Consider the following 18,994-nt stretch of genomic DNA (forward strand, 5'->3'; position numbering starts at 1 on the left):
GGAGACGATTTCATGGCCAAGACCAAGGTGGAAGCCGACCTCGACCAGCCCGACGAGCAGCTCGATCGCGCCATCGAAGAATTGCGCGGGGTCCTGCATGAAGAGGAACAACGCCCCGACGTGGCGTTCAGGGCCGCTTCATCAGCCAATTCAAGCGTCATCATGAATATCCCCGTCGATGTCCAGATCATCCTCGGCAGCACCGAGATGCCGGTCTCCGAGCTGATGGCGCTGCAGAAAGGGTCGACCGTGGCGCTCAATCGCCGCATCGGCGAGCCCGTCGACGTCGTGGTCAACGGCCGCAAGATCGCGCGTGGCGAGATCACCGTGCTGGAAAGCGATCCATCGCGCTTCGGCATCAGGCTGACCGAAATCATCGCCGGCACGAAGGGCGCCTAGATATGGGTTGCGGGGTTTGCCGGTGGCAGCAGAGGCGAGTGGCATGACGACGCCGGTGACCTTGACCCGCGCGCAGAAGGCGGCCGCCATACTGGTAGCGATGGGCAAGCCGTCGGCCAGCCGCCTGCTGAAATTCTTCAAGCAGGAAGAATTGAAGGCGCTGATCGAGGGCGCCCGCCTGCTGCGGACGATTCCGCAAAGCGATCTCGAGCGCATCGTCGCCGAGTTCGAGGCCGAGTTCACCGAAGGGGCGGGATTGCTCGATTCCGCCGACAGGATGGACACCATCCTCAATGAATCGCTCTCGCCCGAAGAGATGAGTGCCATCATGGGCGACAAGAAATTCGAGGTCGCCCCGGAAGGCCCGCCGCCGATCTGGCCGGAGCTCGAAAAGCTCGAACCGGCGCGGCTTGGTGCCTTCCTGGCCGGCGAACATCCGCAGACCGCGGCCATGGTGCTGTCGAAGCTGGCGCCGCAAGTGGCGGCGAGCGTGCTGCTGACGCTGACCAAGCCGACACGCGGCGAAATCATCAAGCGCATGGTGACGATGGCGAATGTCCCGGAAGCCGCGAGCCGGATCGTCGAAAATCGGCTGCGCACCAGCGTGCTGACGGAGACCTCGACTAAGGACACGTCGGCCGGTCAGGCGCGCGTCGCCAGCGTTCTCAACGAGTTGGACAAGCCGCTGCTCGAGGAGGTCATGCAGGACCTGGAAGCCGCCGGCACGCCCGATCTCGACGGCGTCCGAGCCCGTCTGTTTGCCTTCGACGACCTGCCGCTGCTCACCCAGAAAGCGCGGGTGCTGCTGTTCGATGGGCTGTCGACGGAACTGGTCACTCTGGCCCTGCGCGGCACTTCAGCCGCACTTGCCGAATCGGTGCTGTCGGCGATCGGCGCCCGCTCGCGACGCATGATCGAGGCTGAACTCGGACAGGGCTCGGACGGGATTCCTCTCGCCGACATCATGGCGGCGCGCAAGACGATCGTGACGACGACCATCCGGCTGTCGCGCGAAGGCGCCTTCGAACTTCCTTCGACCCAAGACGCCGCCTAAGACCGCGCCATGGCTGACGCGGTCGACAAGGACTCGAAAACCGAAGAGGCAACGGAAAAGAAGATCCGCGACACCGTCGAACAGGGCAAACTGCCCCATTCGCGAGAGACGGCACTGCTTGCCTCGTTCGTTGCCATATTGGTGTTCACCGTCTTCTACGCCAAGGATGCGATCATCGATCTCGGCATGTTCCTGTCGATGTTCCTGGAAAAGCCGGAAGCCTGGCCGATGGACACCGAGACCGACGTCATCGCGCTCTACAAGATCGTCCTCCTCGAGGTTGGCCGCGCCGTCCTGAGCCTGATGGTACTGCTGACCGTCGCCGGCGTCGGCGCCTCGGTGTTCCAGAATATGCCGCAATTCGTCGGCGAGCGGGTGCGGCCGCAACTCTCGCGCATCTCGATCGCCAAGGGGTGGAACAGGCTGTTCGGCATTCAGGGCTGGGTCGAGTTCCTGAAATCACTCGGCAAGGTCGGTTTTGCCATCGTCGTGCTGAGCTTCACGTTGTCGGAGGATCACCGCAAGCTGCTCGCCGGGATGATCACCAATCCGGTCGCCTTCGGTCTCGTCATTCGCGGCATTGCCGTCGACATCCTGGTGGCGATCGTTTTCGTCATGGGGTTGATCGCGGCGGTCGACATCGTCTGGTCGCGCTTCCACTGGAAGCAGGACCTGCGCATGAGCAAGCAGGAGGTCAAGGACGAGTTCAAACAGTCCGAGGGCGACCCGATCGTCAAATCGCGGCTGCGCTCGCTGGCGCGCGACCGGGCGCGCAAGCGGATGATGACGGCGGTGCCGCGCGCGACGCTGATCATCGCCAACCCGACGCACTTCTCGATCGCGCTGAAATATGTGCGCGACGAGGACTCGGCGCCCATGGTGCTGGCCAAGGGTCAGGATCTGGTGGCGCTCAAGATCCGCGAGATCGCGCGGGAACACAACATCCCGATCTTCGAGGACGTGGCGCTCGCCCGCTCCATGTACAAGCAAGTTTCGGTCGATAATGTGATCCCGTCACAATTCTACCAGGCCGTCGCCGAACTGGTGCGGATCGTCTACTCGAAAAAGGCTGAGCGCAGACAGATTTCATGAACCGGCAACCGCACGCAAAATCCCGCGAGATCATCGTCGCCAGCGCCATCGAGCAGGTGGTGGGGGAACTGAGGCTGATCGATGTCGCCGACTACATCGCCTTCATCCGGCTGGAGCATTTCGCGTGCCTGTCGGATCTGGTCGATTCAGCGGTGGAACTGTTCTTCCTGCCGGGTACGCTGCGACTCGGCCATGGCGGCGAAGCGCATGTCGACTGGAGCGGCAGCCCGCGCATCGTGCTCGATCTGGAACTGAGGCCGCCTGGCGTCACCGTCTATTTCCAGCTTACGCTGAGCGAGAACGGCGCCTCGGTGGTGGTCAACTACGTATCCTTCGAGAAGCCGGGCGAAGATCCGGAGCACAACACGGTGCTGCTGGAGGCTGTGATCGAACAGGCGCGCATCCGCAAGGTCGAGTCCCTGGCCTTTCGCTGACCATCGGTCGCTTCCGACCCGCTGTCGAATTCCCTTATTCGATCAAGCCCAGGCGCAACGCCTTGGCTACGGCCTGGTTGCGGTTGACGGCGTTGAGTTTCTGGGTCGACTGGGTCAGATACTGGTTGGCGGTGTGCACCGACAGTTTGAGGAGCCGCGCGATCTCCTCGCTGGTGTTGCCGTTGGCGGTCAGTTTCAGGCATTCGAGTTCGCGCTTGGAGATTGTGCGCATGCGTCCGGCGTCGCCCGGACGGATGCGGGCGACAGCGGCGAACAGCGAAAAGCAGCGGGCGTGGATCTCGTAGAGCGCGTCCTGCGGCAAGGCGATCTCGGAGCCTAGGAAAACGACAAGGCCGCATTGGCCGCGGTCGGCGTGGACGGGAAAGGCGATGCCGCTGGTGCCGGGCGCCAGCGGCGCCATCTGCTGCGTCCAGGCGAGATTGCCGAACATCTCGGTCATGGCGGCAACGCCGTCATCCGTCCACCAGCGCGGTTCGGTCGAGATACGGGTGTGGCGCACGATCTCCTCGCCATTGGCGCCTGAAATGAACTTCGTCGCCACGGCGATCCCGGGATAGTCGGAATCAAGGCAAGGAACGAGCCGCGCCCGTTCGGGCGAGGGGCTGACAAAGAACAGGCCGAAAGCCGAGGCGTTGATGTCGACGGCGATCCAGCGGCAGCGGCGCACGGCGTCGGGAATGCTGACGGCGTGGTGGGTTTCGGAGCCGAGCGAGAAGGCACCGAACGGGTTGCGCTGCTCGTTGAAAAGGGCTTCGGCAGCCTCCTTGATATCGGCGTGTTTCAAATGATGCCGCTCCTGATCGCCGTGGCGATGGCCATCGCGCGGTTGCTGGCCGCGAATTTCTGGATGGCGTGGGTGATGTAGCTGTTGACGGTGTTGGAGGAGACGCCAAGGATGACGGCGACCTCGTCGGTGGTCTTGCCTTCGGAGACCCAGAACAGGCATTCGCGCTCGCGGTCCGACAACGGATCTTGCATGGCGGCGGCGGCGATCAGTTGCGGGATGTGCGAGAGCGCGTAGCAACATTTCAGTTGCGCCCGCATCAGCGCCGGCTGGTCGATGCTGCCGGCCGTCGCTGCCGAGAACAGGGCGAACAGGCGCTGGCGGCCGACATTCAGCCTGAGCGAATAGACCTCCGCATGGCCGAGCACATCGAGAAGGCGCGCCTCCTCGCCGGTGATCAACCCGTCAGCTTCGGGCGCGTGAGAGGCAACAAGCGGTCTCGGACGGATGCCCGGGGCAACGGTGAGCGCGCCTTGCGCAAGCCCGGCGATCAGCCGCTTGCCGATCAGCTCGATGGCGTCGAAAATCCAGTTGGAGGAGACGATGCGCGCATCGTTGCGGTCCTGGTCGTGGACGATGGCGACCAGCATGTAGCTGTCGGCGCCGATCTCGGCGGTCAGTTGCATGAAAAAGCTGGTGAGATCGCCGCGCGACGTCAGGCGCGAGCCCAATGTGTCGGATTGAAGTAGCGCGGCGGGACTGCTCATTCTCGTTGCTTTTGGCCGGAATCGTTTCTGCTGTCCGGATGCTGGAAGCCAGCCGCCGAACCCGAATACGCATTACTTTGACGAAGACACACGCGTGGCGCAGGGCTGCGCCAACCAGATCCGAATCCATTCAGGGAACGCGAAGCCATCCGCGTCTGGTGCCGGAAAAGCTCCGGAACAAGAGACTTTGGGTGATCGCCGCGCCCCCCGAGGACCGGCTGATTCGGGTCTAATCTACCCGCAGTTGAATCCGACATCAAACGCGATTTGACAAAATCGAATCCGGTGGACTCGCGTGCGACTCAGGGATCGATTTTCGCAGTCTTCGAGGTGTGAAAGTATCAGTACTGTGCAAGCCGGCCATATCGTTGGCGGGCTTGTTGCGATAGATACGAAAACGCCGAAGGGGTGGGCATCTCCGCAGGCGAACTCGTGGGTGGCAGGACGGATGCGGTTGTCGCAGCGGCGCTACGCGGGCTTCTGGCACGATTGGTTTCGGGGGAAACAATGAGCGATTCATTTCGGGAAGTTACGTCCGTCTCGTGGTTCGGGCGCATCAAGCGCGCGGTCGGCGGGGTCATCTTCGGCCTGCTTTTGGTGGTGCTGATGGTGATCGGGCTGTTCTGGAACGAGGGCCGCGCGGTGCAGACGGCGCGCTCGCTGGCCGAAGGCGCGGGCGCTGTGGTTTCGGTGAGCGCCGATGGCGTCGAAGCCGTTAACGACGGAAAGCTGGTGCATGTCAGCGGGCCGGTGACGGCCGACAGCGGCCTCGCCGATCCGGATTTCGCCATTGCCGCGCAAGGGCTGCGGCTGTCGCGCAACGTCGAGATGTATCAGTGGAAGCAAGAAGAAAAATCCGAGACCACCAAGAAGCTTGGCGGGGGCGAGGAGACGGTGACCACCTACAGCTATTCGAAGGTGTGGGACGACAGCCAGATCGACTCGTCGGATTTCAAGAAACCCGACGGCCACCAGAATCCATCGATGGCGATCCACAGCCGGACCTTCCAGATTCCGCAAGGCAAGCTCGTCGCCTTCGATCTCGACACATCGGTGCTTGATCGCATCGAGGGGGACAAGGCGTATGCGCTGTCGCCCGACCAATCGGCTGCGATCAAGGCTGCCTATACCGGCACAAGGCCTCTCAGCGTCGCCGACGGCAAGATCTATCTCGGTGCCGACGCGACAACGCCAGCGCTGGGCGACTATCGCATCGGCTACGAGCTGGCGCCGCTCGGCGTGGTCAGCATCGTCGCGCGGCAGGCCGGTAGCCGGTTCGAGCCTTACCAGACCGAGGCGGGCGATGCGTTGCTGATGGTCGATACCGGCACCGTCCCGGCCGACAAGATGTTCGCCGAGGCGGTTAGCGCAAACACGCTGATCACGTGGCTGCTGCGCGCCGCCGGCCTGCTGTTGCTGACCATCGGCTTTGCCCTGTTCCTCAGCCCGATCGGCGTGATCCTCGACGTCATCCCGTTCGTCGGCAGCATGGCGCGGATGGGAACCGGCATCATCGCCTTCGTCCTGGCGATCCTGGTCGGCACGACGACGATTGCCATTGCCTGGTTCTGGTACCGGCCGGTTCTGGCGGCAGGCATCCTGGCGGCCGGCGTTATCGCGGCAGCGGCCGTTTATTATCTCGGCCGTTCACGCAAAGCGGCCGCGCCGGTTGCAGTGCCCAGCCCAGGGGCGGCAATCTAGGTCGAATGCCGAACGGCTACCGCCGTTCGGCGCTCATTTACCGATCCTCGAAGCCGGTCAGCACGCCGACGGCGTTGACGCCGATCTCCTCGACGGCATAGCCGCCTTCCATGACGAACAGCGTCGGCAGGCCGAGCCTGGCGATGCGGCGGCCGATCTTGGGGTAGTCAGACGTCTTCAGCTTGAACTGGCTGATCGGGTCCTTCTCGAACGTATCGACACCCAGCGAGACGATGACGACATCCGGCGCGTAAGCGGCGAGCCTGGCGCAGGCATCCTCGAGCGAGGTGTTCCAGGCATCCCAGTCGGTGCCGAAGGGCATCGGATAATTGATGTTGAAGCCTTCGCCTTCGCCGGCACCGCGTTCGTCGGCATGGCCGAGGAAGAACGGGTATTCGACCATCGGATCGCCATGCAGATTGAGCACCTGCACGTCGGCGCGGTTGTAGAAGATTTCCTGCGTGCCATTGCCGTGGTGGTAATCGACATCGAGAATAGAGATGCGTTTGGCGCCTTGGTCGCGGAACCATTGCGCGGCAACAGCGGCGTTGTTGATGTAGCAATAGCCGCCCATAAAGCCGGCCCCGGCATGGTGACCGGGCGGACGGCAGAGCGCGAATGCCGACGCTTCGCCATCCTTGACTAGGCCGGCGGCGGTCAGCGCCACATCGTAGGAGGACTTGATCGCGGCCCATGTGCCTTCGACGAAGGTGGCGCCGGCATCGAAGGAATAGTAGCCGAGCAGCGCATCGACACGCTTTGGCGCCACGTCCCCGCGCAGGCCGCGCGTCGGCCAGGTGAAGGGCATGGCCGTGCCCTCGTGACCGGAGGCTACCCATTGCGGCCAGACCGTCGGCAGGAAGTCGATATAGTCTGATTTGTGGATGCGCTTGGCGGCGGCAAGATCGTGCTCGAGCGGCAGGACGACCGGACCGAGCTTCTCGCTTTCGACCCGCGCCTTGATGAATTCGGCGCGCGAAGGCTTTTCAAAACCCGGCACGATGGCTGATGTGACCAATTCCATCTGGCCGGCATGGCCAGCATGAAGCGGCGAATAGACAGTCTTCATAAAGTTCCTCTCGAAGTGCGAAGTCAGTCAAGGTTGAGATAGGGGGTCACCAAAGCGAGCCACATTCTTTCAACATCGTCCTCGATGAGGTCGTATGTCTTGCGGTCTCTCTTCAGCCCCACAAGCCGGCAGGCGTGCCCGACGTCCATCATCAGCACGCCGAGCCGGCTGGCGATCTTGTCTTCAAGAGCCGGGTTCACATGCTGCAGCCATGCGGCGTAGAGCGCGATGATCTGCTCGTCATATTCGTCCTGGATCGGCCTGAGGTCGGCATTGCCTGAAATAGCCTCGATCACCGGCATCAGGGTGGCGTTTTCGAGATATATCCTGGAGGTGTCGATGAAGAGCTTGCGCACTTCCCGCCGGAACTCTTCGCGATTGGTGGGCGGGGCGACCTTGATGCGCTTTTCGATCACCTCGGGAAAGGAGGACAGCCAGCGCCGGGCGAGGTCCAGAAGAATGGCTTCCTTGTTGGGAAAGTACTGGTAGATCGAACCGACCGACAAACCCGCGCGCTGCGCAATGGCGAGCGTCGTCGGCGTCTTGGTTCCTTGCTCGCGCGTCAAGACCAGCGCCGCGTCGAGAATCCTGTCGACCACCTTGCTCGACCGCTGTTGCCGCGGCTGCTTGCGCGGTTCGAGCGCTATCCTGGTTTTGCGATCGAGACTGCGCTTCACGGCTTGATGTCCTCGTTCCCCGCCTGGTCCCAACACAAGCGGAGCGTGCTGTCCACAATACATTGCATATTCCGCATGTTGACAAACGCGAATAATCAGTCGCATTCTTTATCCACGCTGCCTTTAGGGATGACAAGGGGAATTTCGAAGACAGCGCACTGGCATCCTTTTTCGTCCCATGGCGCCGTTCCGGTGGAGTGGCAGTCGTCGGACAAGAGGGTCTGTCGGTCTCAGTCAGTCGTCAAAAGCGCGGAGTCGCGATGTCTGTCACAGGTGCGGGTTACAATGCGGATCTGATCGTCATCAACGGTCGTGTGCGGACCATGGACGATGACAATCCCGCCGCCGAGGCCGTTGCCGTCAAGGACGGCGCCATCATCGCCATCGGCAGCCGCGCCGCCATCGAAGAACTCAAGGGACCGGCCACCAAGGTCATCGACGCCAAGGGCGGTTCGGTGGTCCCGGGTTTCATCGAAGCCCATATGCATCTGTTTTCAGGCGGGGCTGAACTCGCCCACCTTCAGCTTACGGGCATTCACGGCTTCGAGGCGCTGCAAAAGGCGATCCGTGATTATGCGCCGACGCAGCCCGATGCGCCGATGCTGGTCGGGCAAGGCGTCGACTACACCGTGCTTGGCAGCGAGCGGGTGACGCGCCATCACCTCGACGCCATTTTGCCCGATCGCCCGTTCTGCATGGCGGCGCCAGACCATCACACCATGTGGGCCAACACCAAGGCGCTGGAAATGGCCGGTATCCTGCAGGGGCGCACACTTGGCCCTGGCAATGAGATCGTCATGGGTGACGATGGTCTGGCCGCGGGCGAATTGCGCGAGGGCGAGGCCTTCGGTCCGGTGCTCGACCTTGCCGGCGAAGGCCGGGTGAGGCTGGGGCTGTCGACCGGCGGCGAGCCGGATCCGATGCCGACGCCGGCCGAGCGGGCCGCCGACCGCGACATCATGCGGCGCGGGCTCGCCTGGTGCGCCCGCCACGGCATCACCTCTATCCAGAACATGGACGGCAATCTCTATCAACTCGAACTGCTTGCCGAGATCGAGGCCGAGGAAGGCTTGCCCTGCCGTGTGCAGATCCCGTTCCACTACAAGAATTTCATGACGCTCGACATGCTCGACAAGGCGTCAACGATGGCCGAACGCTACAACAGCGAATGGCTGTCGTCGGGCATGGTCAAGGTGTTCTACGACGGTGTGCTGGATTCCTGGACGGCTGTCATGATCGAGCCCTATGCCGACCGGCCCGACTGGGTTGGCGAGCCTTTGTTCACGCCACAGCAGTTCATCGATCTGGCCGTCGCGGTCGACAGGCGCGGGCTGCAGATCGCCGTGCACTCGATCGGCGACGGCGCGGTGCGCGCGGTGCTTGACGGCTATGAGGCGGCGCAGAAGGCGAACGGCAAGCGCGACAGCCGTCACCGTGTCGAGCACATCGAGGTCACCACCACATCGGACGTACCGCGTTTCGCCGAACTCGGCGTCATCGCCTCCATGCAGCCGCCGCATCCGCCCGGCGCGATGGATTTTCCGCTGGAGCCGACAGTATCGCGCATCGGGCCGGCGCGCTGGCCCTTGAGCTATGCCTGGCGGACCTTGAAGGATGCCGGCGCGCATGTCGTCTTCGCCTCGGACTGGCCGGTGTCGCCGATCGACCCGATCCTGGGCATTCAGGCGGCAGTGTTGCGCAAACCATGGGCAGAGAGCGATCCGGACCAAAGCTTCACGTTGCATGAAGCGCTCGCTGGCTACACGGTCGAGGGCGCCTATGCCGAATTCGCCGAACACCGCAAGGGCATGCTGAAGTCAGGCTACATGGCCGATCTGGTGGTCTTGTCGGCGGATATCGAGAAGACGGCCCCATCCGAGCTGCACAAGGTGCGGCCGATGACGACGATCTGCGGCGGCAAGGTCACCTATCAGGCCTGACTATGGCATGGGGCTTGCAAGCCTCGATGACTGACTGAACTGTGATTCAATGCCGGGCTTGCCAACCTACCGGCCATGTGGTCACATCGAACAGGGGAAGAGCTCCGCCAGCAAGAGCGGGGTCAACAGTGAGGCGTAATCGTGCCGGACAAACCGGATCGGAATGCGATTGAAGTAGTAAACGTCAGTAAAATTTTCGGATCAGGTGAGGGGCAGGTCGCTGCCCTCGACGCGGTCTCGGTATCCATCCGCGAGAACGAATTCTTCACGTTGTTGGGGCCATCCGGCTGCGGCAAGACGACATTGCTCAGGCTGATCGCCGGCTTCGACTTCCCAACTGCCGGTGAAATCCTGCTCTATGGCCAGGACATCGCGCTGCTGCCGCCCTTCAAGCGGCCGGTCAACACCGTTTTCCAGTCCTATGCGCTGTTCCCGCACATGACGGTCGCCGACAATATCGGCTTTGGCCTGGAAATGCTGGGCAAGCCGAAGGCCCAGATCAAGGCGCGCGTCGCCGAGATGCTGAAGCTGGTCAAGATGGAGGCACTCGCCGGTCGTCGCACCAGTCAGATCTCCGGCGGCCAGCAGCAGCGCGTGGCTTTGGCCCGGGCGCTCGCGCCGCAGCCGAAGGTTCTTTTGCTCGATGAGCCGCTCTCGGCGCTCGACTACAAGCTGCGCAAGGAAATGCAGATCGAACTGAAGCGGCTGCAGCATGAGACCGGCATCACCTTCATCTTCGTTACCCACGACCAGGAGGAAGCGCTGACCATGTCGGACCGCATCGCGGTCATGTCTTCCGGCAAGATCCTTCAGGTGGGTTCGCCCTGGGATATCTATGACAAGCCGGCGGAACGCTTCGTCGCCGACTTCATCGGCGAAACCAATTTCCTGACGGCCGCGATCACCGGCATGGGCAACGGCAAGGCGCGGGCAACGCTCAAATCCGGTGCGACGATCGAGGCGACGGTGGCTGAAGGCTTCCAACCGAAGGACAATGCCACCGTGGTGGTAAGGCCCGAGCATGCCAGGCTGACCAAGGGCAAGAGCGACCTGTTGGGGACGGTTGAAAACATCGTCTATTTCGGCACCGACACGCATATCCATGTCCATCTCGACAGCGGCGAAGCCTTCACCGTGCGCCAGCAGAACACGCGTAGCGCAGGCTGCGGTTTCGAGCGTGGCGACAAGGTTGGCATTTCAATCGGCAATGATGCCGCGCAAGTGCTGAGGGACTGATGGCAAGCGCGGAGGAAGTCGCCAAGGCGGCCGAGCGTCGCGATATTCGCGATCGTTGGCTTTTATCGGCGCCGGCATTGTTGATCATCCTTGTGGCGGCCACCGGTCCATTGCTGATCGTGCTGGTGTATTCGTTCCTGACGCCCGGTTCCTACGGCGACGTCAAATGGCAGTTCTCGCCTGAGGCCTGGGTGTCGGTGTTCATGGAACGCGACATCTTCGACGACACGTTTTCGATCGCCGCCGCCCACGTCACCATTTTCTGGCGTTCGATCAAGCTGGCGATCATGACCACGATCGCGACTTTGGCGCTTGGTTTCCCGACGGCATACTTCATGGCGACGCGCAGCGAAAAGACGCGCGAACTCTGGCTGTTCCTGATCACCATACCGTTCTGGACCAACCTGCTCATCCGCACCTTCGCGGTGCTGCAAATCATCCGCAACGAAGGCATCATCAACACGATCCTGCTCAAGCTCGGCATCGTCTCGGCGCCGATCCAGATCCTCTTCACCGACACGGCGATCTTGATCGGCATGGCCTATGTCTACCTGCCGCTGATGGTGCTGCCGATCTACGCCAGCATGGAGAAGCTCGATTTTCGCCTGGTCGAGGCGGGCTATGATCTCTACGCGACGCGCTTCCAGGTGCTGCGGCGGATCATCTTTCCGCTCGTCAAGCCGGGCGTCATTGCCGGCTCCATCCTGGTCTTCATTCCAGCACTTGGCGCCTATGTGACGCCGATCGTGCTTGGCGGCGGCAAGAACATGATGCTGTCCAACCTGATCGAATTGCAGTTCGGCCAAGGCCGCAACTGGCCGCTCGGCTCGGCGCTGTCGATCGCCGTCATGGTCATCGTCATGGTGGCGCTGCTTGCCTATGTGCGCAACGCCGGCAAGTCGGGGGTGCGTCATGGCTAAGAACTTTTCCATCAAGCACCAGCCAGGGTTCACCGCGATCGCCGCGACCTGCTTTATCGTGCTCTATCTGCCGATCATCGTGCTGGTCATCTATGCCTTCAACGCGGCGAGCTCGACCTCCGAATGGGGCGGCTTTTCGCTCAAATGGTTCCAGTCGGCATGGCAGAACACGCAGGTCGTCGATGCCACACTGCGTTCCTTCCAGATAGGCTCTATAGCGGCTGTACTTTCCACCACCTTCGCCACCATGGCGGCTCTCGCCACCACGCGCACCGCGCCCTATCCCGGCCTCACCTTCAAATATGCGGCGATCAACCAGCCGCTGATGGTGCCCGAGATCGTCACCGGCGTGGCGCTGCTGATCTTCTTCTCGCGCATCAAGATCTTCACCGGCTATTCCGGCATCGGCTATCTGATCGCCGCGCATACGGCGTTCTGCATTCCCTTCGCCTACCTGCCGATCCGAGCGCGGCTTGAGAATATGGACCTGACGCTGGAGCGTGCCGCCGCCGACCTCTACGCGACGCCCTGGAAAACCTTCCGCCGCATCACGCTGCCGCTCCTGTGGCCCGGCATCCTGGCCGGACTGATGCTGGCCTTCGTCATCTCGCTCGACGACGTGGTCATCACCGAGTTCGTCAAATCGGGCGGCCAGGACACGCTGCCCACCTACATGCTCGGCCAGATCCGCCGCGGCATCACACCCGAGATCAACGCGATATCGACCGCCTTCCTGCTGCTTTCGGTCGCGATCGTCACGTTGTTTTTCTTCGTCAGCAGGAAACGAGACTGAACCGAAAATGGGAGTTAAAACCATGAACTGGAAGACAACAGCAACCGCCATGGGGTTGGCGTTGCTCGCTTCGACGGGCCTCGCCCGCGCCGATGGCGAATTGAACATCTACAATTGGGGCAACTATACCAGCCCCGACGTGATCAAGAAGTTCGAGGCCAAGTACAACATCAAGGTCACCATCACCGATTACGATTCGAACGACACCGCGCTGGCCAAGGTTCGCCAGGGCGGCACCGGTTTCGATATCGCGGTGCCGTCGCAGACCTATGTGCCGGTCTGGATCAAGGAAGGGCTCGTGCAGGAGACCGATCCGGGCAAGATGGAAAACTTCAAGAATGTGGCGCCCGAATGGGCCAATCCAGATTTCGATCCCGGTCGCAAATATTCGGTGCCGTGGGCACTGGGCACGGTTGGTATCGTCGTCAATACCGATGCTTACAAGGGGCCGGCCGACAGCTGGGGCATTATCTTCAACACGCCCGACGAACTGAAGGGCAAGGTCAATGTCGTTCCCGAGATGAACGACGTCATGCTGGCAGCGACGAAATATCTCGGCGGCCAGCAATGCTCCACCGACAAGGAGTTGCTAAAGAAGATGCGCGACACGCTGGTTGCGGCCAAGCCCAACTGGATCGCCATGGAATATAACACCATCGAAAAGATGGGCGCCGGCGACTTCAAGGCAACCAGTGACTGGAACGGCTCGGCGCTGCGCCAGCGGCTGGCCAACCCGGCCATCCACTACTTCTATCCGAAAGAAGGCTTTGGCCTGTGGAGCGACAACGTCGTCGTTCTCAAGGAAGCCAAGAATGTCGAGAATGCCAAGCTGTTCCAGAACTTCATCATGGACCCTGAGAACGCCGCCGGCCTCTCGGCCTTCCACCGTTACGCCAACGCCATCACCGGTTCCGACAAGTACATGCCGGCCGACATGAAGGATGCGCCGGAAGTCGTCATCCCGGCAGCCGACAAGCCGCATGGCGAGCTGCAGGTGCTGTGCGCCCCGGAAATCCAGGAAATCTACACCAAGATCTGGACCGAACTGCAGAAGTAAACTGCGTTTCGACGGACCCGGCGGCGCACGCCGCCGGGTCCGTTTTGATGTTCACCGGGGCTCGGCTTTCATGGACTCCTATCGCAACTCCGATCCGCAGCCACCGATCATGCAGGGCTCGCCGCCCGCCATGGTGCCGCCCAAGCTCGACTGGGACCGGCCGCCATGGAATCGCTGGGCGTTCCAGCACATCCGTGAATTACTGCCGACCGCCGAAGTCTGGCGCGGCAATGGCCATCGCCACCGTCTCGAACGCGCCGAGGTCGATCTCGACGGGCTGGCGGTCGAGGACAGCGAGGCCAAGCCGACAACGCTCGCCGGGCTGCTCGATGAGACCTATACGGACGGCTTCCTGGTGCTCAAGGACGGCAGGATAGCCTATGAGCGCTATTTCAACGGCATGGGTGAGCGCACGCTGCACCTGTCACAGTCGATGGCCAAGTCCGTCACCGGTTCGGTGTTCGGCATATTGGTCGGGCGTGGCCTGATCGATCCGGCCAAGCCGGTGACCGATTACCTGCCGGAGCTCAGCGTCACAGGCTGGGCCGGCGCCAGCGTCCAGCATGTGCTGGACATGACCAGCGGCGTCCGCTTCTCCGAGGAATATGCCGACCGCTATTCCGACATCGGCCAGGTCGATGTCGCGACCGGCTGGAAGCCGGTACCGCCAGACAGCGATCCGGCTTTCTGCTGGCCCTCGCATATGTTCGAGCTGATTCTGGGCCTCAAGGGAACGATCCGCCCGCACGGCGCTCAATTCGAATACCGCTCGATCGAGACCGACGTGCTTGCCTTCATCATGGAACGGGTGACGGGCAAACGGCTGCCGCAACTGGTTTCGGAGGAGCTGTGGCAAAAGCTCGGCGCTGATGAAAGCGCCTGCTTTACCGTCGACAGGGCCGGCTATGCGGTGGCTGACGGCGGCTTCAACGCGACGCTGCGCGACTATGGCCGCTTTGGCCAGCTGATCCTCGACAATGGCGGCGGTGTCGTGCCGGCCGACTGGGTGGAGGCCACGCGCCACGGCAGGCATGGACCGAACTTCAGCCCCAGCCTGCCGGAGGGGAGCTACCGCAACCAGTTCTGGATCGAGGACCCGCGCTCGCGCGCGCTGATGTGCCGGGGCGTGTTCGGACAGATGATCCATATCGACTGGAACACGAGAATGGTCGTGGTGAAGCTTTCGACCTATCCGGATTTCAGCAACATCGCTTACTCCATAGCGACGCTGAAGGCCGTGCACGCCATCGCCGCGGCGCTGAGCTGAGCCCCCACAAGAAGAAACGACCCGGAAGGAAACGTCATGACCGGCAAGACCGCGTTCGAGGTCCGATATGGCTTTCGCCGCAACGAGGTGGTGCTCGCCAACTGGCGCGAAAATCCGTTCAACCGGTGGTCGTTCCAGAATCTCGGCGAACTGGTGCCAACCGCCCGCGTGGCTGCGGCATCGGCTGGTGTCGAGACGCCGCCCCAGGACATGGGCGGCCTGCTCGGCGAGAAGGTCATGGTTGCCGGCGCGCCGGAGACGGTGGCTGAGTTTCTCGCCCGATCGAGCACCGACGCGCTGACGGTGATGAAAAGCGGCAAGATCGTCGGCGACTGGTTCGCGCCGCATATGGATTTCGGCGCCCTCCACATCGTCTTTTCGATCAGCAAGTCGCTGACCGCCATTGTCGCCGGCATACTGGAGGGCGAGGGAGTGTTCGACCCGGAGGCGCCGGTGACGGCCTACATCCCTGAAGCCGCCGGCTCGGCCTATGGCGATGCCAGCGTGCGGCATGTGCTCGACATGAGCGTCAGTCTCGATTTCGAGGAGGCCTATCTCGATCCGGAGAGCGCTTTCGCCCGCTATCGCCGCGCCACGCTGTGGAATCCGGGCGGCGGCACCGAAAGCCTGCGCGAATTCCTCCTGACCTTGCGGCGTCTTGCCGAGCCGCATGGCCAGACCTTCCGCTACCGCTCGCCCAATTCCGATCTGCTCGGCATCCTGCTTGAGCGCGCTTCGGGCCAGCGTTTTGCCGACCTGATGCGCGACAGATTGTGGCTGTCACTTGGCGCCGTCAGCGAAGCCTCGATTGGCGTCGACATGGAGGGCACGGCGCGCACCGCCGGCGGCATCTCGGTGACGCCGCGCGATCTGGCACGTGTCGGCGAGATGATGCGGCAAGGTGGGACGGCCAATGGTCGTCGCATCGTGCCGGAAGCCTGGGTGCGCGATACGGTTGCTAGCGGCGGCAGTTCCGACGCTTGGCAGCGCGGCGCGATGCAGCCGCTGTTCCCGAAGGGCCGCTATCGCAACAAATGGTACCAGACGGGCTTGCCGAACGGCGCCTATTGCGGCATCGGCATCCATGGCCAGTGGCTGTATGTCGATCCCAGGACCGAAGTGGTGATCGCCAAGATGTCGTCGCAGCCCGAGCCGGTCGACGATCCGCTCGATGTCGAGATTGTCGCCTTCTTCGAGGTGCTGAGCAGGATGGTCTGATCCTCTCCTGGCCGCCACAGTAGCACACGCTTTCCTGTGGACCCGCCGGGCCGATCAAAGCACGGCGGTTGGCGGACCGGATGTCTGCGCCTATGGTCGCCGCTCTTTTCGACGAGAGCAGGAACGACATGGCATCCGACATCAAGCGCATTGCAGCCATTATCGCGGCCGAGATCAGCGCGCGGCCGGAACAGGCTGCGGCGGCGATCGAGCTGCTCGATGAGGGCGCAACGGTGCCGTTCGTGGCGCGCTATCGCAAGGAAGTCACCGGCGGGCTGGACGACACGCAATTGCGCGACCTTGCCGAACGCCTCGCCTATCTGCGTGAGCTCGACGCGCGCCGCGACACCATTCTTGGCTCGATCCGCGAACAGGGCAAGCTGACCGAAGAGCTTGAGGGCAAGATCGTCGCCGCCACCACCAAGGCGGAGCTGGAAGACATCTACCTGCCCTACAAGCCCAAGCGCCGCACCAAGGCCGAGATCGCCAGGGAGCGCGGACTAGGGCCTCTGGCCGAAGCCATTCTTGCCGACCGTTCGCTCGTCCCGGCCGAATTGGCTCTGACCTATGTCAGCGAAGAGGTGGCCGATGCCAAGGCGGGGCTCGATGGCGCGCGCGACATCCTGTCGGAACAGTTCGCCGAGAATGCCGATCTGGTCGGCAAACTGCGCACCTACATGAAGGAGCGCGCCTTCATGCGGGCCAGGGTGGTCGACGGCAAGCAGGAGGCCGGCGCGAAATTCTCCGACTATTTCGACCATGTCGAGCGCTGGGCAAATGTGCCGAGCCATCGCGCGCTGGCGATGCTGCGCGGCCGTAACGAGGAGGTGCTGTCGCTCGACATCGAGGTCGATGCCGACGACACCTCGCAGGTCAAGCCGGTCGAGCGGATGATCGCCAATGCCTATGCCATCGGCGGCAGCCTGCCCGGCGACCGCTGGCTGATGGAGGTCGCCGGCTGGACCTGGCGCATAAAACTGTCGCTGCACCTGACGCTCGACCTGATGCGCGATCTGCGCGAGCGGGCCGAGGAAGAGGCGATCCATGTGTTCGCCCGCAACCTCAAGGATTTGCTGCTGGCGGCCCCGGCAGGCTCGCGGGCGACGATGGGGCTCGACCCCGGCATCCGCACCGGCGTCAAGGTGGCGGTGGTCGACGGCACCGGCAAGGTGCTGACGACGACGACGGTCTATCCATTCCCGCCCAGGAACGATGTGCGTGGCACGCAGGCGGAACTCGCAAAACTCATCCGCCAGCACAAGGTCGAGCTCATTTCGATCGGCAATGGCACCGGCAGCCGCGAGACGGAGAAGCTTGTGGCGGAAATGCTGTCCGACATGCCTTCGGATGGTGGCCCGAAGCCGCTGAAAGTGATCGTCAGCGAGGCGGGCGCTTCCGTCTATTCGGCATCGGCAACGGCGGCGGCGGAATTCCCCGGGCTCGACGTATCGCTGCGCGGCGCCGTGTCGATCGCCCGGCGCCTGCAGGATCCCTTGGCCGAACTGGTCAAGATCGAGCCCAAATCGATCGGCGTTGGCCAGTACCAGCACGATGTCGACCAGTACCGCCTTGGCCGCTCGCTGGAAGCGGTGGTGGAAGATGCCGTCAACGCCGTCGGCGTCGACCTCAACACTGCCTCGGCGCCGCTGCTGGCGCGTGTTTCGGGTCTCGGCGCGTCGCTGGCCGACGCTATCGTTGCGCATCGCGATGCGACCGGGCCTTTCGCCAGCCGGAAGGATCTGCTCAAGGTGCCGCGGCTTGGACCGCGCGCGTTCGAACAATCCGCCGGCTTCCTGCGCATCGCCAATGGCAGCGAGCCGCTCGATGCCTCGTCGGTGCATCCGGAGGCCTATGGCGTGGCGAAGAAGATCGTCGCGGCCTGCGGGCGCGATGTCCGTTCGCTGATGGGCGACAGCACCGCGCTGAAGGCACTCGATCCGCGTGTCTTTGTCGACGAGCGTTTCGGCTTGCCGACGGTGCGCGACATCCTGGCGGAGCTGGAAAAGCCGGGCCGCGATCCGCGCCCGGGCTTCAAGACGGCGACTTTCGCCGACGGCATTGACGACATCAAGGATCTGAAGCCCGGTATGCTGCTGGAAGGCACGGTCACCAATGTGGCCGCCTTCGGCGCTTTCGTCGATATCGGTGTGCATCAGGACGGGCTGGTACACGTCTCGCAACTGGCCGACAGGTTCATCAAGGATGCGCATGAGGTGGTCAAGGCCGGGGATGTGGTCAAGGTGCGGGTCGTGGACGTCGACATCAAGCGTAAGCGCATCGCGCTTTCGATGCGCAAGGACGGCGGCGAAGGCGGTGCACCGCGTGGCGGGCCACGCGACAATGGTGGCGGCAGGCCGGCGCCGCGTTCGCCGGCGCCACAGCGCCAGCCGGAACGGCCGGCGCAACAAGGCGCGTTCGGTGCTGCCTTGGCGGATGCGCTGAAGCGGAAGTAGCTATTCTGCGACAAGCCCTTTGAGTGTTCCAGTCCTACGAGACTGGCGGGCGTAGAGTTCAAGGGTCATTGAGTGGCTGCCCTCCCTCAAGAATGGTTGGGATGTCGCGGGCACCATGCAAGACGCGCTCGATACGCACATCATCGCCGTCGGTGGTGTAGAAAATCATATA

At 62.8% G+C, this 18,994-nt stretch carries 18 protein-coding genes; 13 read left to right on the forward strand and 5 right to left on the reverse strand.

The features are described 5' to 3' along the window. Window positions 1–12 precede the first annotated feature (12 nt). From fliN to ACSQ3L_RS10560, 4 genes are read left to right on the forward strand one after another with little or no spacing between them, the layout of a single operon-like run. Entirely contained in the window at window positions 13–399 is a 387-nt protein-coding gene (fliN, locus tag ACSQ3L_RS10545; RefSeq protein WP_436159884.1) for a flagellar motor switch protein FliN, read from the forward strand. 43 nt (window positions 400–442) lie between these two features. Then, window positions 443–1,453: a flagellar motor switch protein FliG gene (locus ACSQ3L_RS10550; RefSeq protein ID WP_436159885.1), complete on the forward strand. Its 1,011-nt coding sequence runs from the start codon at window positions 443–445 to the stop codon at window positions 1,451–1,453. A 9-nt stretch (window positions 1,454–1,462) separates the two neighbouring features. Beyond that, window positions 1,463–2,545 (forward strand): flagellar biosynthesis protein FlhB, encoded by a 1,083-nt coding sequence (flhB, locus tag ACSQ3L_RS10555; protein WP_436159886.1) that lies wholly within the window; start codon window positions 1,463–1,465, stop codon window positions 2,543–2,545. Next, window positions 2,542–2,979, forward strand: a complete 438-nt coding sequence (locus tag ACSQ3L_RS10560) for a hypothetical protein (RefSeq protein WP_292643028.1) — start codon at window positions 2,542–2,544, stop codon at window positions 2,977–2,979. Before flhB ends, ACSQ3L_RS10560 begins: the two co-directional genes overlap by 4 nt. Before the next feature lie 34 nt (window positions 2,980–3,013). On the opposite strand, the gene ACSQ3L_RS10565 is transcribed toward ACSQ3L_RS10560, so the two are convergent. Further along, window positions 3,014–3,784, reverse strand: coding sequence for a response regulator transcription factor (locus tag ACSQ3L_RS10565; protein ID WP_436159887.1), 771 nt, complete (start codon window positions 3,782–3,784; stop codon window positions 3,014–3,016). Further along, window positions 3,781–4,491, reverse strand: coding sequence for a helix-turn-helix transcriptional regulator (locus ACSQ3L_RS10570; protein WP_292180948.1), 711 nt, complete (start codon window positions 4,489–4,491; stop codon window positions 3,781–3,783). The genes ACSQ3L_RS10565 and ACSQ3L_RS10570 overlap by 4 nt, the downstream gene beginning before the upstream one ends. Before the next feature lie 507 nt (window positions 4,492–4,998). Here ACSQ3L_RS10570 and ACSQ3L_RS10575 point away from each other — a divergent pair. Continuing rightward, complete coding sequence (locus ACSQ3L_RS10575; protein ID WP_436159888.1) at window positions 4,999–6,192, forward strand: TMEM43 family protein; 1,194 nt, start codon at window positions 4,999–5,001, stop codon at window positions 6,190–6,192. Window positions 6,193–6,229: 37 nt separating this feature from the next. Here the strand turns inward: ACSQ3L_RS10575 and ACSQ3L_RS10580 are convergent, their stop codons facing one another. Continuing rightward, window positions 6,230–7,261: a histone deacetylase family protein gene (locus tag ACSQ3L_RS10580; protein ID WP_436159889.1), complete on the reverse strand. Its 1,032-nt coding sequence runs from the start codon at window positions 7,259–7,261 to the stop codon at window positions 6,230–6,232. A gap of 23 nt (window positions 7,262–7,284) precedes the next feature. Then, a complete protein-coding gene (locus tag ACSQ3L_RS10585; protein ID WP_436159890.1) occupies window positions 7,285–7,938 on the reverse strand; it encodes a TetR/AcrR family transcriptional regulator in 654 nt (217 codons plus the stop codon). A 260-nt stretch (window positions 7,939–8,198) separates the two neighbouring features. On the opposite strand from ACSQ3L_RS10585, the gene ACSQ3L_RS10590 reads away from it, so the two are divergent. From ACSQ3L_RS10590 to ACSQ3L_RS10625, 8 genes are all read left to right on the forward strand, one after another. Next, window positions 8,199–9,878 (forward strand): amidohydrolase, encoded by a 1,680-nt coding sequence (locus ACSQ3L_RS10590; protein WP_436159891.1) that lies wholly within the window; start codon window positions 8,199–8,201, stop codon window positions 9,876–9,878. 141 nt (window positions 9,879–10,019) lie between these two features. After that, window positions 10,020–11,114, forward strand: coding sequence for an ABC transporter ATP-binding protein (locus ACSQ3L_RS10595; RefSeq protein ID WP_436159892.1), 1,095 nt, complete (start codon window positions 10,020–10,022; stop codon window positions 11,112–11,114). Then, window positions 11,114–12,034: an ABC transporter permease gene (locus tag ACSQ3L_RS10600; RefSeq protein ID WP_436159893.1), complete on the forward strand. Its 921-nt coding sequence runs from the start codon at window positions 11,114–11,116 to the stop codon at window positions 12,032–12,034. The genes ACSQ3L_RS10595 and ACSQ3L_RS10600 overlap by 1 nt, the downstream gene beginning before the upstream one ends. Continuing rightward, window positions 12,027–12,827 (forward strand): ABC transporter permease, encoded by an 801-nt coding sequence (locus ACSQ3L_RS10605; RefSeq protein ID WP_292180927.1) that lies wholly within the window; start codon window positions 12,027–12,029, stop codon window positions 12,825–12,827. The genes ACSQ3L_RS10600 and ACSQ3L_RS10605 overlap by 8 nt, the downstream gene beginning before the upstream one ends. Window positions 12,828–12,849: 22 nt before the next feature. Then, the gene (locus ACSQ3L_RS10610) at window positions 12,850–13,884 is read left to right on the forward strand and encodes an extracellular solute-binding protein (RefSeq protein ID WP_436159894.1); all 1,035 of its coding nucleotides are present in this window, start codon (window positions 12,850–12,852) and stop codon (window positions 13,882–13,884) included. Between the two features lie 70 nt (window positions 13,885–13,954). After that, a complete protein-coding gene (locus ACSQ3L_RS10615) occupies window positions 13,955–15,151 on the forward strand; it encodes a serine hydrolase domain-containing protein (protein WP_436159895.1) in 1,197 nt (398 codons plus the stop codon). A gap of 36 nt (window positions 15,152–15,187) precedes the next feature. Beyond that, window positions 15,188–16,369 carry a serine hydrolase domain-containing protein gene (locus ACSQ3L_RS10620; RefSeq protein WP_436159896.1) on the forward strand — a complete coding sequence of 394 codons (1,182 nt, stop codon included), beginning with the start codon at window positions 15,188–15,190 and terminating at the stop codon, window positions 16,367–16,369. Between the two features lie 128 nt (window positions 16,370–16,497). Beyond that, complete coding sequence (locus tag ACSQ3L_RS10625) at window positions 16,498–18,822, forward strand: Tex family protein (RefSeq protein WP_436163408.1); 2,325 nt, start codon at window positions 16,498–16,500, stop codon at window positions 18,820–18,822. Between the two features lie 58 nt (window positions 18,823–18,880). Here ACSQ3L_RS10625 and ACSQ3L_RS10630 read toward each other — a convergent pair whose 3' ends face one another. Beyond that, window positions 18,881–18,991, reverse strand: a complete 111-nt coding sequence (locus ACSQ3L_RS10630; protein WP_436159897.1) for a type II toxin-antitoxin system RelE/ParE family toxin — start codon at window positions 18,989–18,991, stop codon at window positions 18,881–18,883. Window positions 18,992–18,994 lie beyond the last annotated feature (3 nt).

The sequence above is a fragment of the Mesorhizobium sp. LjRoot246 genome, assembly GCF_964254115.1.
Lineage (GTDB): Bacteria > Pseudomonadota > Alphaproteobacteria > Rhizobiales > Rhizobiaceae > Mesorhizobium.

Coding starts and splice junctions, on each gene's coding strand:
- fliN (WP_436159884.1), top strand. CDS start 13: ATGGCCAAGACCAAGGTGGAAGCCGACCTCGACCAGCCCGACGAGCAG.
- ACSQ3L_RS10550 (WP_436159885.1), top strand. CDS start 443: ATGACGACGCCGGTGACCTTGACCCGCGCGCAGAAGGCGGCCGCCATA.
- flhB (WP_436159886.1), top strand. CDS start 1,463: ATGGCTGACGCGGTCGACAAGGACTCGAAAACCGAAGAGGCAACGGAA.
- ACSQ3L_RS10560 (WP_292643028.1), top strand. CDS start 2,542: ATGAACCGGCAACCGCACGCAAAATCCCGCGAGATCATCGTCGCCAGC.
- ACSQ3L_RS10570 (WP_292180948.1), bottom strand. CDS start 4,491: ATGAGCAGTCCCGCCGCGCTACTTCAATCCGACACATTGGGCTCGCGC.
- ACSQ3L_RS10575 (WP_436159888.1), top strand. CDS start 4,999: ATGAGCGATTCATTTCGGGAAGTTACGTCCGTCTCGTGGTTCGGGCGC.
- ACSQ3L_RS10580 (WP_436159889.1), bottom strand. CDS start 7,261: ATGAAGACTGTCTATTCGCCGCTTCATGCTGGCCATGCCGGCCAGATG.
- ACSQ3L_RS10590 (WP_436159891.1), top strand. CDS start 8,199: ATGTCTGTCACAGGTGCGGGTTACAATGCGGATCTGATCGTCATCAAC.
- ACSQ3L_RS10600 (WP_436159893.1), top strand. CDS start 11,114: ATGGCAAGCGCGGAGGAAGTCGCCAAGGCGGCCGAGCGTCGCGATATT.
- ACSQ3L_RS10605 (WP_292180927.1), top strand. CDS start 12,027: ATGGCTAAGAACTTTTCCATCAAGCACCAGCCAGGGTTCACCGCGATC.
- ACSQ3L_RS10610 (WP_436159894.1), top strand. CDS start 12,850: ATGAACTGGAAGACAACAGCAACCGCCATGGGGTTGGCGTTGCTCGCT.
- ACSQ3L_RS10615 (WP_436159895.1), top strand. CDS start 13,955: ATGGACTCCTATCGCAACTCCGATCCGCAGCCACCGATCATGCAGGGC.
- ACSQ3L_RS10620 (WP_436159896.1), top strand. CDS start 15,188: ATGACCGGCAAGACCGCGTTCGAGGTCCGATATGGCTTTCGCCGCAAC.
- ACSQ3L_RS10625 (WP_436163408.1), top strand. CDS start 16,498: ATGGCATCCGACATCAAGCGCATTGCAGCCATTATCGCGGCCGAGATC.
- ACSQ3L_RS10630 (WP_436159897.1), bottom strand. CDS start 18,991: ATGATTTTCTACACCACCGACGGCGATGATGTGCGTATCGAGCGCGTC.